Raw genomic sequence first — 16872 nt, forward strand, 5'->3', positions numbered from 1 at the left:
GGAATTGGTTACGGAGCTGGATTTGAACCGACGACCTTCGAGGCTCTTATAAAGGACTGAGCCCGACGAGCTACCATGCTGCTCCATCCCGCGTCCGAATTGTGTTAATCAGTTTGAATTCATAATTAAGGAATTAGAAATTGGTTGCGGGAGCCGGATTTGAACCGACGACCTTCGGGTTATGAGCCCGACGAGCTACCATGCTGCTCCATCCCGCGTCCGATTTGTGCTAATCAGTTTGAATTCATAATTAAGGAATTAGAAATTGGTTGCGGGAGCCGGATTTGAACCGACGACCTTCGGTGAGGGAGCCCGACGAGCTACCATGCTGCTCCATCCCGCGTCCGATTTGTGCTAATCAGTTTGAATTCATCATTAAGGAATTTGCTTACGGTGCTGGATATGAACCGACAACTTTCGAGGCTCTTATAGAGAATTGAGCCCGGCCAGTTACCATGCTGTTCCATCCGGCGTCCTTCAAAGCGGGGTGGACTATAGCGACCAAGGCGCGGCAATGCAAGGACAAATCATCAAAATGCCATTGAGTGTTCAAATTTGATTCATCTGTGCGTGGAGATTAAACCAGTTGATTACAACTCAAACAATTTTGCTGTGGTTGAGAAAGAAAAGCGGTACTGAAAACGGAAGTTTTTATCTTTTGCCTGGATCAATGGTTATAATGCGCCATTCATTTTTGCTTTGCTATCTGGTTAGTTCATGTTGAATTTTTTTGCGGCGGCCCCCAAGGGGTTTGAATATGCTTTGGCGCAGGAACTGCGCGAGTTCGGTGCGCTTGAGGTCAAGGAAAGTTTGGCCGGGGTCTATTTTTCCTGTCCACTGGAGCAGGCATACCGCATTACTCTTTGGACCAGATTGGCAAGCCGTATTCTTCTTATATTGCATCGCGGGCCCTGTGACTCAGCAGAACAGCTTTATAATGCTGCTTTCTGTATCGACTGGCCGAGCCACTTTGACAACCGTTGTACCTTTAGTATCGACTTTCACGGCATGGGCGGTTTTATCAAGAACACCCAGTTCGGGGCCCTCAAGATTAAAGATGCTGTGGTGGATCGTTTCCGCGAAGATGATCTTAACCGTCCCAATGTGCAACGTGTTGATGCCGACTTCAAAATCGATGCTCACTACCGTAACGGCCAGGTAACCATAGCGCTGAACTTCTCCGGGCCGGCGCTGCATCAACGTGGTTATCGCAGCGGTACCGGTGAGGCGCCATTGAAAGAGAATCTCGCTGCCAACATGTTGGCCCGCGCCCAATGGGATAAACAAACGCCTTTGCTGGATCCATTTTGTGGCAGTGGCACTGTGTTGATTGAGGCGGCTATGATAGCGGCCGATATGGCACCCGGACTGCAACGCAGTCGCTTTGGCTTTGAGCACTGGCATCGCCATGACGCCAAACTTTGGCAAAGCATAGTCGAGGAAGCCAAAGCGCGCGCCAGCATAGGCAAGAACCGTTGTGAAGTGAAGTTCTTTGGCTCGGACATAGACTCGCGCATGGTGGCGCTGGCCAAACGTAATGCCAAGAGCGCCGGTGTCAGTGATCTGATCGAGTTCAGTGTTGCCAATGCTCTCAATATCACGCCACCGCTGGACAAAGGCTTATTGATCTCCAACCCGCCTTATGGCGAGCGTTTGGGCAATGTCTCCTCCTTGTTGCAGCTTTACTATCAATTTGGCGACAAGCTCAAGCGTGAGTTCGGTGGTTGGCAAGTGGCTTTGCTTTGCAGTGATATCGAATTGATCTCATCGCTTAAGCTCAAGGCCGACAAGCAGATGAAGATGTTCAACGGGGCACTTGAGTGCGCCTTTAACCTCTATACCCTGCATGCCAATTCTACCCGCAGGGCGGCGGTGGCAGCCGAGCAGTCGGGGGCTGAGGTCAGTGACATCGCCAGTGCCTTTGCCAACCGGGTGAAAAAGAATCTGAAACAATTGGATAAGTGGGCCCGTAAAGAGGGGATCGACAGTTATCGCCTCTATGACGCAGATATTCCTGAATATAATGTCGCTATCGACAAGTATCTGGATTATGTGGTGATTCAAGAGTATGCAGCGCCTGCCAGCATACCTGAAGCCGTCAGCAAGCGACGTTTGACCGATGTGCTTCTGTCTTTGCCCGGCGCCATAGGTGTTGAGCCGGACAAGATCATCCTCAAGACCCGCGAGCGGCAGAAGGGTACAAATCAGTACCAGCGGCTCGACAAAGAAAAGCTGGAGCTGGTTACCCAGGAGTATGGTGCCCGTTTCAAACTTAACCTGACCGACTATCTGGATACCGGGTTGTTTCTCGATCACAGGCTTATTCGCAAACTGGTGGGTAGTAAAGCCAACGGCCGTGATGTACTCAACCTGTTCGCCTATACGGGAACCGCGTCGGTACACGCCGGGCTTGGCGGTGCCAAGTCGGTCACGACAGTGGATATGTCCAACACTTACCTTAACTGGGCCAAGGATAACTTTGTGCTCAATGGTTTGATTGGCAAACAGTATCGTTTCGAGCAGGGGGACTGCCTGCAATGGATCCGCGATTGTGACCGCAAGTTCGATCTTATCTTTATCGATCCGCCAACCTTCTCCAACTCCAAACGGATGGAAGACTCATTCGATGTGCAGCGCGATCACGTCAAGTTATTGTCTGATCTGTTCAAATTGCTCAATCCTGGCGGAGAGATAATCTTTTCCAACAATAAACGTAAGTTCAAAATGGATATCGAAGCCATGGCGGCTCAGGGCATGTCAGTCACCAATATGGATGCCCAGATGTTGCCAATGGATTACAAGCGCAATCCGCATATTCATAATACTTGGTTGATCACCCATGCCTGAGACGCCATTGACCCTATACCACACAGATGGTTGCCATCTGTGTGAGTTGGCCATGGCCTTGCTCGATGGCCTTAATATTCGTTACCGCACCCAGGATATTTGCGAGCAAGAAACGCTTGCCGAGCGCTATGGCGTGCTTATTCCTGTGTTGGCCAATCGCCAGGGTGAAGAACTCTGTTGGCCCTTTGATGAACAGCAAGTAAAACGCTTTACAGGAGCATAATGTGAGTCTGGTTCGTATCAATAATGGCTCGCTTGCCTATGGTTATACCCCTCTGCTACAGCAGGCAGATTTCAGTATTGAAGCCGGCGAGCGGGTCTGTATTGTCGGCCGTAATGGTGCCGGCAAATCCAGCCTATTGAAGGTGTTGGCAGGAGAAGTCCTGCTCGATGATGGTGAGTTCAATATCGCCACCGATGTGAAAGTCAGCCGCTTGCAACAGGACCCACCCAAAGCGGAGCAGGGCACTGTTTATTCCTATATTGCCGCCGGTCTTGCAGATGTGGGCCAACTACTCGAAGAATACCATCAGCTGTCGCAGTCTATGGCCAAGGCCCAGGGTGAAGCGCTCGAGAAAATGCTGAAAAACCTCGAGCGGTTGCAATCCAAGCTGGATCACTTCGATGGTTGGCAGCTCGACAACCGTATTCAGCAAAACTGCCGATTGCTGGGGTTGGACCCGGATAAGCCTCTGTCTGAACTCTCTGGCGGCTGGCAACGTAAAGTCGCCCTGGCCAGAGCTTTGGTGAGCGAGCCAGATTTGTTACTGCTCGATGAGCCAACCAACCACCTGGATATCGACACCATAGAATGGCTGGAACAGTTTCTGTTGGGATATAAGGGCGCCATCGCCTTTATCAGTCACGACCGTGGCTTTATTCAAAAGATTGCCACTCGCATAGTCGATTTGGATCGCGGAGTGGTCACCTCCTGGCCCGGTGATTACCAGAGTTATCTCGATGGTAAGCAGGAGTGGCTCAGGGTTGAGGCTGAGCAAAACGCGCATTTCGACAAAAAACTCGCCGAGGAAGAGGTGTGGATCCGTCAGGGGATCAAGGCTCGCCGTACCCGTAATGAAGGTCGGGTGAGGGCCCTCAAGGCCTTGAGAATGGAGCGCCGGGCCCGCCTGGAGCGTCAGGGCAATGCCAGAATGCAGGTCTCCGACGCCGAGCGCAGCGGCAAGTTGGTGTTTGAGGTGCGGGATCTCAATTACAACCTGGCAGATAAGGACCTGGTGCGGGACTTTTCCACCAACGTGATGCGCGGCGATCGCATCGCGCTGATTGGCCCCAACGGTTGCGGTAAATCCACGCTTATCAAGTTGTTGATCAGTCAGTTGGCGCCGCAGAGTGGTGAAATCAAGACGGGCACCAAGCTGGAAGTCGCCTACTTTGACCAATACCGCGAAGCCTTGGATCCGGAAAAGACGGTTGAAGAGAACGTCGGCGAGGGTAAGAGCACTGTTACTGTTAACGGCAAAGACAGGCATATCCTCAGTTATCTGCAGGACTTTTTGTTTTCGCCCATGCGTGCCCGCACACCGGTCAAGGCGCTCAGTGGCGGTGAGAAGAACCGTTTGCTGCTGGCCAGGTTGCTGCTTAGGCCGGCCAACCTTATCATTCTCGATGAACCGACAAATGATCTTGATATAGAGACACTGGAATTGCTAGAGTCTCTGCTCACTGAATATGAAGGCACTTTGTTGCTTGTCAGCCATGACCGGGCCTTTATTGATAATACAGTCACCAGTTCCTGGTGGTTCAGCGGCAATGGCCGTTGGAGTGAATATGTCGGCGGCTATCAGGATGCGGTTGCCCAAGGGGCACGTTTCTATCGCGATGCTGAGGAACCTGAGGCGGCTAAGCCTGTCAAACAGGAGGTTGCGCCGCAAAAAACTGCAGAACCCAAGACAGCCAAAAAGCTTTCCTATAAGCTTCAACGTGAGTTGGATGCTTTACCTGCCTTGATGGAAACACTGGAGCAGGAGTTGGAACAGCTGCAGGAGCGCGTCAATCAGCCGGACTTTTATTCGCAGGATCAAACTATTGTGAGCAGCGAATTGCAACAGTTGGCAGAGAAAGAACAGCAACTGGAGGCTTACTTCGAGCGTTGGGAAGAACTCGAGTCAATGAAGTGAGCACAAAATTATAATGGGAATCAAATTAATGAAGTTGAATAGTGCGCTGTCATTGGTGGCCATGGGGGTTATCAGTGTATTACAGGTATCGCAGGCGGCTCCTGTCTATGAAGTCGTTAACCTGGATGAATATGATCTCAAAGGTAACCTGACCGATACTCGCACCGGTTACGGTATGGGCGTTAATGCCAATAATGAAGCCATCGCTGTGGCTAAGGGCAAGAAAAAGCTCAGCACCTCGGATGTAGACAATGATGACGGTATCATCGACATTGAAGATGGTATTGCTCCCGAGGAAAAGATCACTTATTCCATTAATAAACCCATCATTGCCAATAATTTCACCTTCAACTCCCAGGAAAACGATCCTGTGAGTCCCTGGACGCCTAATTTTGAGAGTATCAACGGTAGCACACCGCCGGCTGATACGGATCCAGCCGATCCTACAAGCGTCAACTCGGTTGATAGTTTCCTCTATGACATCAATGATGCCGGTATTCGTGTTGGTGCCATGACAGGTAAAGAGAAGAAGGTTGACTATAACGGGGAAACCGAAGGGCAGGAGTACTGGTATTACCGTGACTTTGAGCAGCGCGGTTTTGTTAAAGACGGCAGTACTGAAGTGCCGCTGTTGCCGCCTTATACCACTTACACCAAAGATGATAAAACAGCGGAGCTCGGTGGTTGGTCGATGGCTTCTGCGATCAACAGTAAAAACCAAATTGCCGGTTATGCCAGCACTGCTATCAGCAAATATGGGGCAGAGCGAGTGGCTATTTGTCTCAGCGACGACAACACGTTGCCGCTGGATGTTTGTCTGCAAAGGGAAAAGTACCCTAATGCCAATAATACCCGCAATATTCAGTACCAAATGCGAGCCTATGTTTGGCAATACGAGAACGGCGCAGTTACCGGTACCGAGTTACCGCTTGGTCTGACACCCGGGGATTCAGATTATACCTTTACCGCGCAGGGACTGGGGCTGAACAACGCAGGGGTTGTAGCCGGACGCTCTCATGTTTACCGTAATGGTGATACAGACAACCTGAGAATGGATGCGGCTTACTGGAGTCAAGATACCAATGGTGAATATAAGTACCATTGGATCCCGGTTGTTGATGGCGATGTACGTAATTCCATTGCCTATGACATCAATGATGCAGGGATTTTGGTTGGTAGTTACAACAAATATATCCAAGGTTATATCCGCGATAAGTTCTTTATCTACGATACAAATACCCCGGAAACCAAGCCGGTTACCCCCAATGATTTCTATAGCACCATGTCGGATCTCTCCAGTAAACCCAGAGATATCAACAACAAAGGTCAGGTCGTGGGTTATATTGAGTCAACCCATGACAAAGATAAACCAAGGCCGAAAGTGGGCTTCCTGTTTGATAAAGAGTCCGGTGAGTTCAGTAATCTCAATAAGTTGCTGACCTGTGAGTCAAAAGGCTATGAGAAAGATGCCGAAGGCAACTGGAAACGTCATGAAGTGAGTGTTGAGGACGGTTCAGGCAAAACCCTGACCTACAACACTGACATAGTGGTGGTGGAAGCCAACAGCATCAATGAGGAAGGCACCATAGTCGGTACTGCCTTTATCCGTAAGCCTTCTTATCAGTTTGATGAAAAAGGTAATTTGGTAATTGGTGAAAACGGCAAGCCGCTGTTTGAGCTTAATGGCAACGGTCAGCCAGTGACTTCTTATCTGCCGCGTATGGTTGTTCTTAAGCCCAGTGGCAGTGGGGAAGCCTGTACTCAGGTGGACGACGGTGATATTGATAAGCCGTTTGAGCGTTCCGGTGCGGCCAGTTTGGGTTGGTTGGCATTGCTGCCGCTTATCTGGTGGCGCAGACGTAAAATTTAAGCTTGGTTTAAGCCTGTGAGATCGGCGCCTAAAAGGCGCCGATTTTTTTTAATCAGGATCTCAATAGTTTAAAATTTCTTCGCTATAATTGGCGATTTTTTGATTGATCTCGGCGTTGAAAAGTTCTATTCATAGCAAGTGAAGCTGATGCTTCTATGTAAAATAGTACAGAGGACGCTTGCATGAAGAGACAAAAACGAGATCGTTTAGACCGAGCCTTTTCGAAGGGATTCCAAGCCGGTGTCGGCGGCCGCTCCAAGGAGCTTTGTCCTTATTCGAATCTTGATTCTCGCTCCCAGTGGCTAGGAGGTTGGCGCGAAGGGGTAGAAGGCCGGATAAGCGGCCTGTTCAGTAAGTAATTCAGCAAGATTGCCCTCTCAGAAGAGGGCATTTTTATGTATCTCTGAAAATAACAAGGTCGGCAATTGCCGACCTTGTTATTTGAATTCTCTACTTTAGAAGGTGGAAGTATCGCTGAACACACCTACTTTCAGATCCGTAGCCGAGTAGATCTCGCGGCCATCTACTTCCAAAGTTGCATCGGCAATGCCCATCACCAGTTTACGGTGTATGGTGCGCTTGATATTCAGCCTATAAGTTACCTTCTTGGCGCCGGGAAGTACCTGACCGGTAAATTTAACCTCACCAACCCCCAGCGCGCGGCCTTTACCTACCGCACCTTCCCAGGCAAGGAAGAAACCAACCAGTTGCCACATGGCATCCAGCCCCAGGCAACCAGGCATAACAGGATCATCAACAAAATGACAGCCAAAGAACCAGAGATCCGGATTGATATCCAGCTCTGCAACAATTTCACCTTTGCCGAAGGTGCCGCCGTTATCGTTGATGGTGACCACTCGGTCAATCATCAACATTTTATCCACGGGGAGGCGAGGGGAATTCTTGCCAAATATCTCACCATGGCCACAGGCGATAAGTTCTTCTTTGTTGAAACTGTTTACTTTAGTCATTGTTGTTACCACATCCTTCTTCAAGTGCCGCCAAGATTAGCGAACAGGTGTAAGCTAAACAACTCCGATCAGCTAGTTATTGATTAAAAAATGGCAATCTTGCCAGTAACCTCGCAAAATAGCCTGGTTCTTCATCAAGATTACCTGCCAATCTGTCCAGTCGTTGTTGAACCATGCCGTAAAGCGTGTCCTCTGGGAAGTTGTTGTCCTCGTCGGCTTCCCCGGCTTTTATTCCCATCAGCAGAGTGACGGCTTGGTCTACATGAGTGATTTCGTAGAGCTGGAATAATCCTTGTTCTACCGCTGTTATAACATCGGGTGTCAGGTTGAGTTGCTGCACATTGGACTTGGGCATAATTACTCCCTGGCTGCCGGTCAAGCCGCGCCTCGCGCAGAGTTTGAAGAAGCCTTCAATCTTCTCATTGACGCCCCCAATTGCCTGTACATTACCAAACTGATCCAGTGCGCCGGTTACCGCGAGTCCTTGGTCTATCGGCTGTTCGGTTATGGCCGAGATCAGGCTGCAGTATTCGGCGAGAGAGGCGCTGTCACCATCAATTTCCTGATAGGATTGCTCAAATACGATATTGGCATTGAGGTGCAAGGGTGCATCGCGGCCAAATACCCGATAGAGACACGCGGACAGGATCATCATTCCCTTGGCGTGGATATTACCCGCCAACTCAGATTTCCGTTCAATATCGGCGACTTCACCATCTCCATAGTGCACCGATGCCGTTATCCTGGCCGGCTCGCCATAGCAATAATCCAAGGTGTCTATTACAGTCAGGCCGTTAATTTGCCCCACCATAGCGCCTTCAGTTGGCAAATAGATGAAGGCGTCATCAAGATTTTGTGCCGACTGCTGCTCTTGGGCGTTATGCCGTTGTTGGCGTTGTGCCAGGGCATGTTCAATGGCGTTGGCATCCAGCGCTTGTCCTTGGCTATAAAAAGTAGCTTCAGCGAACACTTGTGCCAAATCTGCGCTGGCGAGGCTCAAACGTTGTTGATGCTCTGTCAGGCGACTACTGTATCTGAGCAGAGGCAGTAAGGCCGACTCTGTCAACTGACAATGGCTGAGTTTTGCCAGTTCTGCCAACCAGACTACATAGTCATTGATAGCGACTTTTTGCAGGTCTACTTCAAATACCAGTTCGCCAAGCAGGGCAAATAACTCGCTAAATCTGCGTTCGTGGAACCTGAGTTCGCTGTAGAGCAGACTCGAGCCCACCAATACAACTTTGGCTTGAAGTGGCTGCCATTGCCCTTGAAGCTCGAAACCACCTTTTTCAATGGCATCTAATAATAGCTCCCATAAAGGCTCACGTTTCCACAGGGATTCGGCGCAGATAAAGAGTATTCCTGGCGTTGTGAGGGCACCCGGTTGCCTTTGTTGTTGACTATCCTGATGGCCGAGTAGCTGCGCCCGGGTGATGCGACCGCTCAAGTATTGCATCGGCATCTTGCTCTGGGCGCTAAGGGCTTCAAATAGCCAAGTGCGGTGGATACCCTGGAAATCTGCCAGGAAGAGCTGTTGTCCTGATAAGGATTGCAGTAGCCCAAAGGCCTCTATGACTCTTTCTTGTCCAAGTAATAGATCTGTCAGTTGGCTCGATGTGGGAAGCTGCAGATTGGAGTATTGAGGGGTAAGGGCCCCGGCCGGGATCAAGCTAGGCTTCATTGTGGTTCAAAGTCATTTAAAGATAAGCTGATTTTACCACAGGGGCGGCGGGGCAGCATGGTAAATCTCCATCTCGGGCAGCCTTTTATTGTTCGATATGAGTTCCGTTTGAATCCTTCGGATGGCTGAGATTTAGACATGTGAACATATTTTTAGAAATAAGGGTTTACAACGGCTTAGTGAGCTTATACTATTTGCGCCGTCCGGAGGGGTGGCAGAGTGGTTGAATGCACCGGTCTTGAAAACCGGCATGGGTTTATAGCCCATCCAGGGTTCAAATCCCTGCTCCTCCGCCATATTCAGAGAAGCCCGCTTGTGCAAACAGGCGGGCTTTTTCGTATCTGAGTTTTGATGATAGCGATTAGCTTGGCACCGCTTNCGTATTTGAGTTTTGATGATAGCGATTAGCTTGGCACCGCTTTGAGGGTTGCTGGGTTTATAGCGCCGTCATGCAGGGTTCAAATCCCTGCTCCTCCGCCATATTCAGTGAAGCCCGCTTGTGCAAACAGGCGGGCTTTTTCGTATCTGAGTTTTGATGATAGCGATTAGCTTGGCACCGCTTTGAGGGTTGCTGGGTTTATAGCGCCGTCATGCAGGGTTCAAATCCCTGCTCCTCCGCCATATTCAGTGAAGCCCGCTTGTGCAAACAGGCGGGCTTTTTCGTATCTGAGTTTTGATGATAGCGATTAGCTTGGCACCGCTTTGAGGGTTGCTGGGTTTATAGCGCCGTCATGCAGGGTTCAAATCCCTGCTCCTCCGCCATATTCAGTGAAGCCCGCTTGTGCAAACAGGCGGGCTTTTTCGTATCTGAGTTTTGATGATAGCGATTAGCTTGGCACCGCTGTGAGGGCTGCTGGGTTTATAGCGCCGTCATGCAGGGTTCAAATCCCTGCACCTTTGTCAGCTCCAGAGAAGCCCGCTTGTGCAAACAGGCGGGCTTTTTCGTATCTGAGTTTTGATGATAGCGATTAGCTTGGCACCGCTTTGAGGGTTGCTGGGTTTATAGCGCCGTCATGCAGGGTTCAAATCCCTGCACCTTTGTCAGCTCCAGAGAAGCCCGCTTGTGCAAACAGGCGGGCTTTTTCGTATCTGAGTTTTGATGATAGCGATTAGCTTGGCACCGCTGTGAGGGTTGCTGGGTTTATAGCGCCGTCATGCAGGGTTCAAATCCCTGCACCTTTGTCAGCTCCAGAGAAGCCCGCTTGTGCAAACAGGCGGGCTTTTTCGTATCTGAGTTTTGATGATAGCGATTAGCTTGGCACCGCTGTGAGGGTTGCTGGGTTTATAGCGCCGTCATGCAGGGTTCAAATCCCTGCACCTTTGCCAGATCCAGAGACGCCCGCTTGTGTAAACAGGCGGCCTTTTCATGTGATTTCCATATTTTTATCCAAGCTAGTTGTTATTCTGAAGACCGTAGGGTTTTTAGCCCCAGGCATAAGGGCTGTCCCTGAGTATTTTTCGTCCTAGATTGATAATGATCAATTCAACTCGACCACTACAGGGGCTGGATTACAGAGGTTACAGTTTTTGATTATGGTTCTAAGTTGGTGTTACCGCTATCTCCACTCAATCAGCCCGCTATTTTCTTATCATATCCATGGCAAATCCCGCTTTCGAGTGAATATCCTTCAAGTAATAAATTAAATGGCTCAGAATCTGCCAAAGAGACTATAACCTGGGCGAGGACAATGGTATAAATGGAGCCGATTTGTCCCTACATGTCCAATTACAGGAAAGCTGTCATGATTTTTTCTCAGATTACCGCCGCGCCGGCCGATCCCATTCTTGGTTTAACTGAGGCTTTTAAAGCCGATCCCCGCACGGATAAAGTCAACCTGGGTGTTGGCATTTATAAGGATGAGGCTGGCCAGACCCCGGTACTCAAATCGGTCAAGTTGGCAGAAGCCAAGTTGCTCGAAGAGGAAAAGACCAAGAGCTATCTCGGTATCGAAGGGGTTGCCCCGTATAATCAAGCGGTTCAACAACTGTTATTCGGTAAAGATAGCGCCATAATCGCCGCTGGCCGGGCAGTAACGGCTCAGGCTCCGGGAGGTACAGGCTCATTGCGGGTCGCTGCCGAGTTTGTCCTTAGCAATACAGACAGCAAAACTATCTGGATCAGCAACCCAACCTGGGCCAATCATAAGAACATCTTCGAAACCGCCGGGCTTGAGATCAAAGAGTACAGTTATTATCAGGCAGAAACCCACGATCTCGACTTCGATGCCATGATGACAGATCTGCAACAGGCGACTGAGGGTGATCTTGTGCTGCTGCATGGCTGTTGCCACAACCCGACCGGTATCGATCTGAATATCAATCAATGGCAGCAAGTTGCCAAACTGTGTGCTGAAAACGGATTGGTGCCTCTGTTTGATTTTGCCTATCAGGGCTTTGGCACAGGAATTGAAGAAGATGCCCAAGGCCTCAGAGCTGTTGCCGCCATGGTGCCTGAGTTGCTGGTGGCCAACTCTTTCTCGAAAAACTTCGGGCTTTATAATGAACGTATCGGTGCCGTGACTCTGGTGGCCAAAGACAATGAGTGCGCTGCACGGGCTTTCAGTCAGGTTAAGCGCACCATTCGTGCCAACTACTCCAACCCGCCGGCTCATGGTGCCATGATTGTCAGTACTATCCTTAACGATAGTGAGCTCAATACGCTGTGGCAGCAAGAATTGACTGAAATGCGCCAGCGCATAGCTAGCATGAGAACCCTGTTCGTTGAGAGCCTCAAGGCCGAAGGCGTCGATCGCGACTTCAGCTTTATCTCCCGTCAAAATGGCATGTTTAGCTTCTCAGGACTTAACAAGGAACAAGTTGCCAAGCTGAAAGATGAGTTTGGCGTCTACATTGTCGGCTCTGGCCGTATTAGTGTTGCCGGGATGACCAAGAGTAATATGCCGGTTATTTGTAAGGCGATAGCCAAGGTGCTCTAAACCTGCTGGATTTTGCCAAAAACTTGATAAGGACAGCTTTTGCTGTCCTTTTTGCTGTTTGGCTATAGTTTATCGTTATTCAAGCAATAAGTTTTTTCGGCTGTAAAGTCTGTACCAAAGCGTTGACCAAGGCGTCTCTGTCGTGACAACCACTCTGGAGTGGATCGGCCAGCGGCGAGCGATAAATTAATCCGTCCTGATATGGTTGGCCATGACACAGTACAGCATCGATACGCCCTGCGCCTATCAGTTGCTGACACCAATTCAACTTTGCCTCCAAACTCAGCTCCCCGGCCACTGACGCCTCAGGTTTCAGATTATCGATAAATACCACTCTGGCTTGACTGTATTTAATCGCTGTTGCCAGCTCTGGCAATAACAAAGGTGGCATCAGGCTGGTGAGAAAACTGCCCGGGCTTAGAATAATCAGTTCGGCTACATTCAGCGCCGCTATGGCCTCTTCTGTGGCTTTGACCATAGGTTCAAGATTCATCGCCACCGGGCGCTCAGCCATGCTGTCGACCTCCAGCTCACCGAACACTTTGCTCCCTGAGGCGTCAAGCGCCAGCAAGTGAGTAGGGTGTTCAGACATGGGATATAGGCGGGTGTCAATTTTAAGTAGGCCGCGGATAAGATTAATCGCTTCGAGGGGCCTGACACAGAGCTGATCCAATGCTGCCAGGATAAGGTTGCCCAGGTTATGACCATTGAGTTCATCCTGGCTATCGAATCTGTATTCAAATAATAAGGAACCGACAGAGGGTTTGTGCGCCAGTTGGCTGAGACAATTACGTAGATCGCCCCAGGCGATACAGTCATTACTGTTTCTTAATCTGCCTGTGCTGCCACCGTTATCTGTGGTCGCAACTATGCCTGTTAGTCGATCGCCGAGAAAAGCCAGGGATGATAGGACTCTTCCTAACCCATGGCCTCCACCAATAGCAACAACTTGCTGATATTGACTGAATAACTGCCTTTGCATAGCTGATCCTTGCCGTCGCTTTGAACTTGAACATTCTACACCAATGCTGCATAAGAGTCAGAGAGCTATTTTGTGAAAAGTGATATCTGACATATAATGCGGAAATTTTCCCCTTAACTTTTGGGTAACCGGCAAAAGGAAAGACTGATTGAAAACCGGAAAACTTGGCTCATTTACCCTGGCTTTGGCTTTGGTAATACTGTCGGTATTGGCACTTAGGGTGTACCTGATACCTAGTTTGAAAACTGCCGAGCAGAGTTCAGCACCACTGATAAAGAACCAATTGGGTATCAGCTTGATCCCAGATTTCAGCAGCATAGGTAATGTCAGCGATAAGAAGCAGGCGTTTTTTGACTTCTTGCGTCCGGCGGTGCAAAAGCAAAATAGCATTATCGCTGAGGAGCGTAAATTTCTCGAACAGGTGCAAAAGCACTTGCAAAACCAACATCAGCTTAATGATGCCGAGCAATATCGTATTCAGCGTCTGGCAGAAAAGTATCAATATGCCATGCGTGCTATCGATAGCGACAGCATCAATAAATTGCTGCGTCGGGTTGATGTGATCCCGGAATCTATGGTGCTTATCCAGGCAGCCAACGAAACCGGCTGGGGCAGTTCTCGGTTTGCCCGTGAAGGACTCAATTTTTTTGGTCAGTGGTGTTTCAAAAAAGGTTGCGGTTTGGTTCCACAGTCGCGCTCTGAAGGCATGTCCCATGAAGTGGCCGTATTCAAATCGGTCGACGACTCAGTAGCTTCTTATATGCGTAATCTTAATTCCAATGCAGCCTATTCTTTGTTTCGTTCCATACGTGCCGATCTCCGTAGTCAACAGGAACCCCTGACGGCAGAGAAGTTGGTTTATGGCCTGGTAAACTATTCGGAGCGCCAGGAAGCCTACATTGACGAATTATTGGATATGCTGCGTCACAACGAAGAATATTTGGTGGAAAACCATGTCGAAAAAACTGCTGTTTAGTACGTTATTGTTGCTGTCCCCCTCTTTGATGGCCAGTCAGGTGTCTTTGAACTATGCCGACTTTTACGCGCGGATGAAAGTGATGAATAAAGGCAATTATCCACTTATTGATCTGGCTTTTACGGTTCCTGAAACCGAAAACTGTCAATTAAAAAATGGCAGTATCAGCACAGAAACTGAACGTTTTCCTCTGACATTTGATGCCAGTCAGAGGTTGTTTATTCCCTTCGATGAAAAGCTCAAGGGTGCCAGAGCCCTGATTAACCTTGAGTTGGCTGGAGATGGACAAGGCTGCGGCATTGGTATGCAGCTCAGGGGTCGTACTCCCAAACAGGAGTACAGCGGCGATGAACTGAGAGACATCAGTAATCAAATGAATGAAGCCCTGAAGCAGATGCAAGGATTTCCGATGAAGTATTTTGCCAAGCCTATTTCAGGTCTTAATATTGAATTTACCGGCAGTGAAAATGGTGCTTGGCTCGATGGGCGCTATCAAACGCTGGGTAAGCGCTACGAACTCAGTAATGAGGAACTCAGCCAAATTGAAGTAGTAAAATTTGACTCGGCTCCTGCAGTGATCAGCCCATGGGTCATGCGAGACAACTAACTACTTGCCTTTTATTCAGATGAGTTTCCAAGGCTGGTTATCATTTGGAATGATGTTGCTGGCAGTTTGCTGACGCTCGAGTCGCCTCACTAGATGAGGCTAGGTCTGGCTTACTGCCAACGTTCTAGCTATTTATCTGCCAGGTTGGTTGCCCATTTTCATTTGAGTAACAAATCATCGTCAATGGGACAGAAGTCGCTGGCGGCATTGAGCAGGAGCATCGAGGTTAATTCAGTAACGGAATAGATTTCAACTCGTTTGCCTTTTTGACGTAGCTTTTCGGCTAACAAGGCGAAATCACCGTCCCCGGAAACCAGTGCCACAATGTCCACAGCATCGGCATATTCCAACGCATCTATGGTTATTCCCACATCCCAATCACCTTTGGCTGTTCCATCAGCGCGTTGGATAAAGGGCTTCAACTTCACCTCAAAGCCAATGGCCCGCAGGATATTTTGAAACTCGCGCTGTTTTTTATCACCTCTGTCTATAGCGTAGGCAAATGCTCTCACCAGCTGTTTCTGATCAGTGACTTTGGACCAAAGCCGGTTGTAGTCCAGGTTTCGCCCGAAAACTTGTTTGGTGGTGTAGTAGATGTTTTGAACATCGGCCAAGAGAAGCACTCTACTGGGCTGATCTTTCATTGTTTCCGTTCCTTATTTTATGAACTCTGTCTCCCTTGACCTATGGCGGGGGAAAGCTCTTTTTTGTGCAAGTACTTAAGTCGTTTAAACTTGTTAGTTGCATGTTGTATTCTTTGTGTCCTGTATAAGGACAGGTTTGTTCGCCAATTATCACAGCGCCCTTGTGCTGGTAAAAATTGACACTGGCTTGGTTGTCACAATAGACGTTCAGCGTCAACCGCTCTCTTTGTTGCCTGGCATGTTCAAGTAAATGACCGCCGATCCCTAACCCTTGCATTTCGGGTTTAACAAATAACGCTGCCAACTTGTCCTCATAGAGAGAGTAGAAGCCGAGCACTTGGGTACCATGCTGATAGAGATAATTTTCTGCCGCAGGAATATAAAATTGGCGCATGTTATCCAACTGTTCTTGCCAAAATTTTGCGGCAATAAAATGATGGGCATCGATAGAGGCTGTTAGCCAGATCTTCAATACAGTTGGCATGTCTTCCATTGTAAATGCGCGGATCATATGACGTCCTTGTGGATGACTGAGCAAAATAGAGGATTAACGGGCTTTACTGCCTCACAGGACAGGCCACAAATCCTAAATAACGTGCAGGGTAACAAAGTAGGTTGAATAAAAAAATGATAAGGCGCTCAGAGTGCAGCTTTGGTTCTTGTCGGTTAACAAGTTTATGGGTATTTGATAATAATTTGAAGCTGTTGAGTTCAAGGGTAACGCAGCAGATAAAAAATTTACACTGTTATTCCGTTGGTTAACCGGCACTAAGCCAAAAGTGGATTACACTTTAAATCACACATAGCGTACTGTATTGAAAAAGGCTTAATGCCGAATTGAACTGTAACAGCTTTAGCATTAAATGAGCTGGATTGTAGACTCGGGAGGAACTAAACCGAGAGCTAAACCGAGAGTTAAACCGTGCTGAGTACCGGGCAGGGAAATGGTCTCCTGCTGGTTTTGTCCCAAAGTGAGTGTGGACAAAGTGACTGAGGGATTAGTAACTATGCTAGATGATTTACTGTTTTCATCTGAAACATCACCGGAAGAAACTCATCAACGCGACGCCATGTGGCGTATTTTGGCGGTGGATGATGATGTCAAATTCCAGAATTCGCTGAGTTTTGCCATTAATAAAATGGAGGGTGTTCAAAATTCTGTGTCACGTTAAAAATCACAGATCGATGTGAGCATCCAGTCGTCCTTCAAAATGGATGGA

At 48.8% G+C, this 16872-nt stretch carries 14 protein-coding genes and 4 tRNA genes; 10 read left to right on the top strand and 8 right to left on the bottom strand.

Annotated elements, in window-relative coordinates; translation table 11 throughout:
* Positions 1–5: 5 nt before the first annotated feature.
* The 3 genes from CX650_RS03645 to CX650_RS03655 all read right to left on the bottom strand — a co-directional run bounded on the left by CX650_RS03645 (position 6) and on the right by CX650_RS03655 (position 343).
* Positions 6–93: transfer RNA gene (locus CX650_RS03645), tRNA-OTHER, on the bottom strand.
* A gap of 48 nt (positions 94–141) precedes the next feature.
* Positions 142–218, bottom strand: a tRNA-Met gene (locus tag CX650_RS03650).
* A 48-nt stretch (positions 219–266) separates the two neighbouring features.
* Positions 267–343 (bottom strand) — tRNA-Gly (locus CX650_RS03655).
* 374 nt (positions 344–717) lie between these two features.
* Here CX650_RS03655 and rlmKL point away from each other — a divergent pair.
* The 5 genes from rlmKL to rmf all read left to right on the top strand — a co-directional run bounded on the left by rlmKL (position 718) and on the right by rmf (position 7214).
* Positions 718–2847, top strand: coding sequence for a bifunctional 23S rRNA (guanine(2069)-N(7))-methyltransferase RlmK/23S rRNA (guanine(2445)-N(2))-methyltransferase RlmL (gene rlmKL, locus CX650_RS03660; RefSeq protein ID WP_101095051.1), 2130 nt, complete (start codon positions 718–720; stop codon positions 2845–2847).
* On the top strand, positions 2840–3070 hold the full coding sequence (locus CX650_RS03665; RefSeq protein ID WP_071476955.1) for a glutaredoxin family protein: 231 nt from the start codon (positions 2840–2842) through the stop codon (positions 3068–3070). The genes rlmKL and CX650_RS03665 overlap by 8 nt, the downstream gene beginning before the upstream one ends.
* Position 3071: 1 nt before the next feature.
* Positions 3072–4985, top strand: a complete 1914-nt coding sequence (locus CX650_RS03670; protein WP_101095052.1) for an ABC transporter ATP-binding protein — start codon at positions 3072–3074, stop codon at positions 4983–4985.
* Positions 4986–5013: 28 nt separating this feature from the next.
* Entirely contained in the window at positions 5014–6855 is a 1842-nt protein-coding gene (locus tag CX650_RS03675) for a DUF3466 family protein (protein ID WP_101095053.1), read from the top strand.
* Positions 6856–7037: 182 nt separating this feature from the next.
* Positions 7038–7214: a ribosome modulation factor gene (gene rmf, locus CX650_RS03680; RefSeq protein WP_082014336.1), complete on the top strand. Its 177-nt coding sequence runs from the start codon at positions 7038–7040 to the stop codon at positions 7212–7214.
* Positions 7215–7310: 96 nt separating this feature from the next.
* On the opposite strand, the gene fabA is transcribed toward rmf, so the two are convergent.
* Positions 7311–7826 (bottom strand): bifunctional 3-hydroxydecanoyl-ACP dehydratase/trans-2-decenoyl-ACP isomerase, encoded by a 516-nt coding sequence (fabA, locus tag CX650_RS03685; RefSeq protein ID WP_101095054.1) that lies wholly within the window; start codon positions 7824–7826, stop codon positions 7311–7313.
* A gap of 76 nt (positions 7827–7902) precedes the next feature.
* Positions 7903–9507 (bottom strand): Lon-insertion domain-containing protein, encoded by a 1605-nt coding sequence (locus CX650_RS03690; RefSeq protein WP_101095055.1) that lies wholly within the window; start codon positions 9505–9507, stop codon positions 7903–7905.
* Between the two features lie 205 nt (positions 9508–9712).
* Between CX650_RS03690 and CX650_RS03695 the strand changes: the two genes are divergently transcribed.
* Positions 9713–9803 (top strand) — tRNA-Ser (locus tag CX650_RS03695).
* 1446 nt (positions 9804–11249) lie between these two features.
* Positions 11250–12443 carry an amino acid aminotransferase gene (locus tag CX650_RS03700; protein ID WP_101095056.1) on the top strand — a complete coding sequence of 398 codons (1194 nt, stop codon included), beginning with the start codon at positions 11250–11252 and terminating at the stop codon, positions 12441–12443.
* A gap of 79 nt (positions 12444–12522) precedes the next feature.
* On the opposite strand, the gene yvcK is transcribed toward CX650_RS03700, so the two are convergent.
* Positions 12523–13425: a uridine diphosphate-N-acetylglucosamine-binding protein YvcK gene (gene yvcK / locus CX650_RS03705; RefSeq protein WP_039035290.1), complete on the bottom strand. Its 903-nt coding sequence runs from the start codon at positions 13423–13425 to the stop codon at positions 12523–12525.
* 148 nt (positions 13426–13573) lie between these two features.
* Here yvcK and CX650_RS03710 point away from each other — a divergent pair, with 148 nt between their 5' ends.
* Positions 13574–14401 (top strand): glucosaminidase domain-containing protein, encoded by an 828-nt coding sequence (locus tag CX650_RS03710; protein ID WP_039035289.1) that lies wholly within the window; start codon positions 13574–13576, stop codon positions 14399–14401.
* Positions 14379–15008 carry a DUF2987 domain-containing protein gene (locus CX650_RS03715; protein ID WP_039035288.1) on the top strand — a complete coding sequence of 210 codons (630 nt, stop codon included), beginning with the start codon at positions 14379–14381 and terminating at the stop codon, positions 15006–15008. Before CX650_RS03710 ends, CX650_RS03715 begins: the two co-directional genes overlap by 23 nt.
* Positions 15009–15166: 158 nt before the next feature.
* Here the strand turns inward: CX650_RS03715 and CX650_RS03720 are convergent, their stop codons facing one another.
* On the bottom strand, positions 15167–15652 hold the full coding sequence (locus tag CX650_RS03720) for a LabA-like NYN domain-containing protein (RefSeq protein WP_039035287.1): 486 nt from the start codon (positions 15650–15652) through the stop codon (positions 15167–15169).
* Between the two features lie 40 nt (positions 15653–15692).
* A complete protein-coding gene (locus CX650_RS03725; RefSeq protein WP_101095057.1) occupies positions 15693–16163 on the bottom strand; it encodes a GNAT family N-acetyltransferase in 471 nt (156 codons plus the stop codon).
* A gap of 496 nt (positions 16164–16659) precedes the next feature.
* Here CX650_RS03725 and CX650_RS19990 point away from each other — a divergent pair, with 496 nt between their 5' ends.
* Positions 16660–16824, top strand: coding sequence for a hypothetical protein (locus tag CX650_RS19990; RefSeq protein ID WP_157822987.1), 165 nt, complete (start codon positions 16660–16662; stop codon positions 16822–16824).
* Positions 16825–16872 lie beyond the last annotated feature (48 nt).

This window comes from Shewanella indica (assembly GCF_002836975.1).
Classification (GTDB): domain Bacteria; phylum Pseudomonadota; class Gammaproteobacteria; order Enterobacterales; family Shewanellaceae; genus Shewanella; species Shewanella indica.

Excerpts from the sequence above, each read along its gene's own strand:
- CX650_RS03725 (WP_101095057.1), bottom strand. The coding sequence starts at position 16,163 with ATGATCCGCGCATTTACAATGGAAGACATGCCAACTGTATTGAAGATC.
- CX650_RS03720 (WP_039035287.1), bottom strand. The coding sequence starts at position 15,652 with ATGAAAGATCAGCCCAGTAGAGTGCTTCTCTTGGCCGATGTTCAAAAC.
- CX650_RS03700 (WP_101095056.1), top strand. The coding sequence starts at position 11,250 with ATGATTTTTTCTCAGATTACCGCCGCGCCGGCCGATCCCATTCTTGGT.
- fabA (WP_101095054.1), bottom strand. The coding sequence starts at position 7,826 with ATGACTAAAGTAAACAGTTTCAACAAAGAAGAACTTATCGCCTGTGGC.
- rlmKL (WP_101095051.1), top strand. The coding sequence starts at position 718 with ATGTTGAATTTTTTTGCGGCGGCCCCCAAGGGGTTTGAATATGCTTTG.
- rmf (WP_082014336.1), top strand. The coding sequence starts at position 7,038 with ATGAAGAGACAAAAACGAGATCGTTTAGACCGAGCCTTTTCGAAGGGA.
- yvcK (WP_039035290.1), bottom strand. The coding sequence starts at position 13,425 with ATGCAAAGGCAGTTATTCAGTCAATATCAGCAAGTTGTTGCTATTGGT.
- CX650_RS19990 (WP_157822987.1), top strand. The coding sequence starts at position 16,660 with ATGCTAGATGATTTACTGTTTTCATCTGAAACATCACCGGAAGAAACT.
- CX650_RS03690 (WP_101095055.1), bottom strand. The coding sequence starts at position 9,507 with ATGAAGCCTAGCTTGATCCCGGCCGGGGCCCTTACCCCTCAATACTCC.
- CX650_RS03665 (WP_071476955.1), top strand. The coding sequence starts at position 2,840 with ATGCCTGAGACGCCATTGACCCTATACCACACAGATGGTTGCCATCTG.
- CX650_RS03675 (WP_101095053.1), top strand. The coding sequence starts at position 5,014 with ATGAAGTTGAATAGTGCGCTGTCATTGGTGGCCATGGGGGTTATCAGT.
- CX650_RS03715 (WP_039035288.1), top strand. The coding sequence starts at position 14,379 with ATGTCGAAAAAACTGCTGTTTAGTACGTTATTGTTGCTGTCCCCCTCT.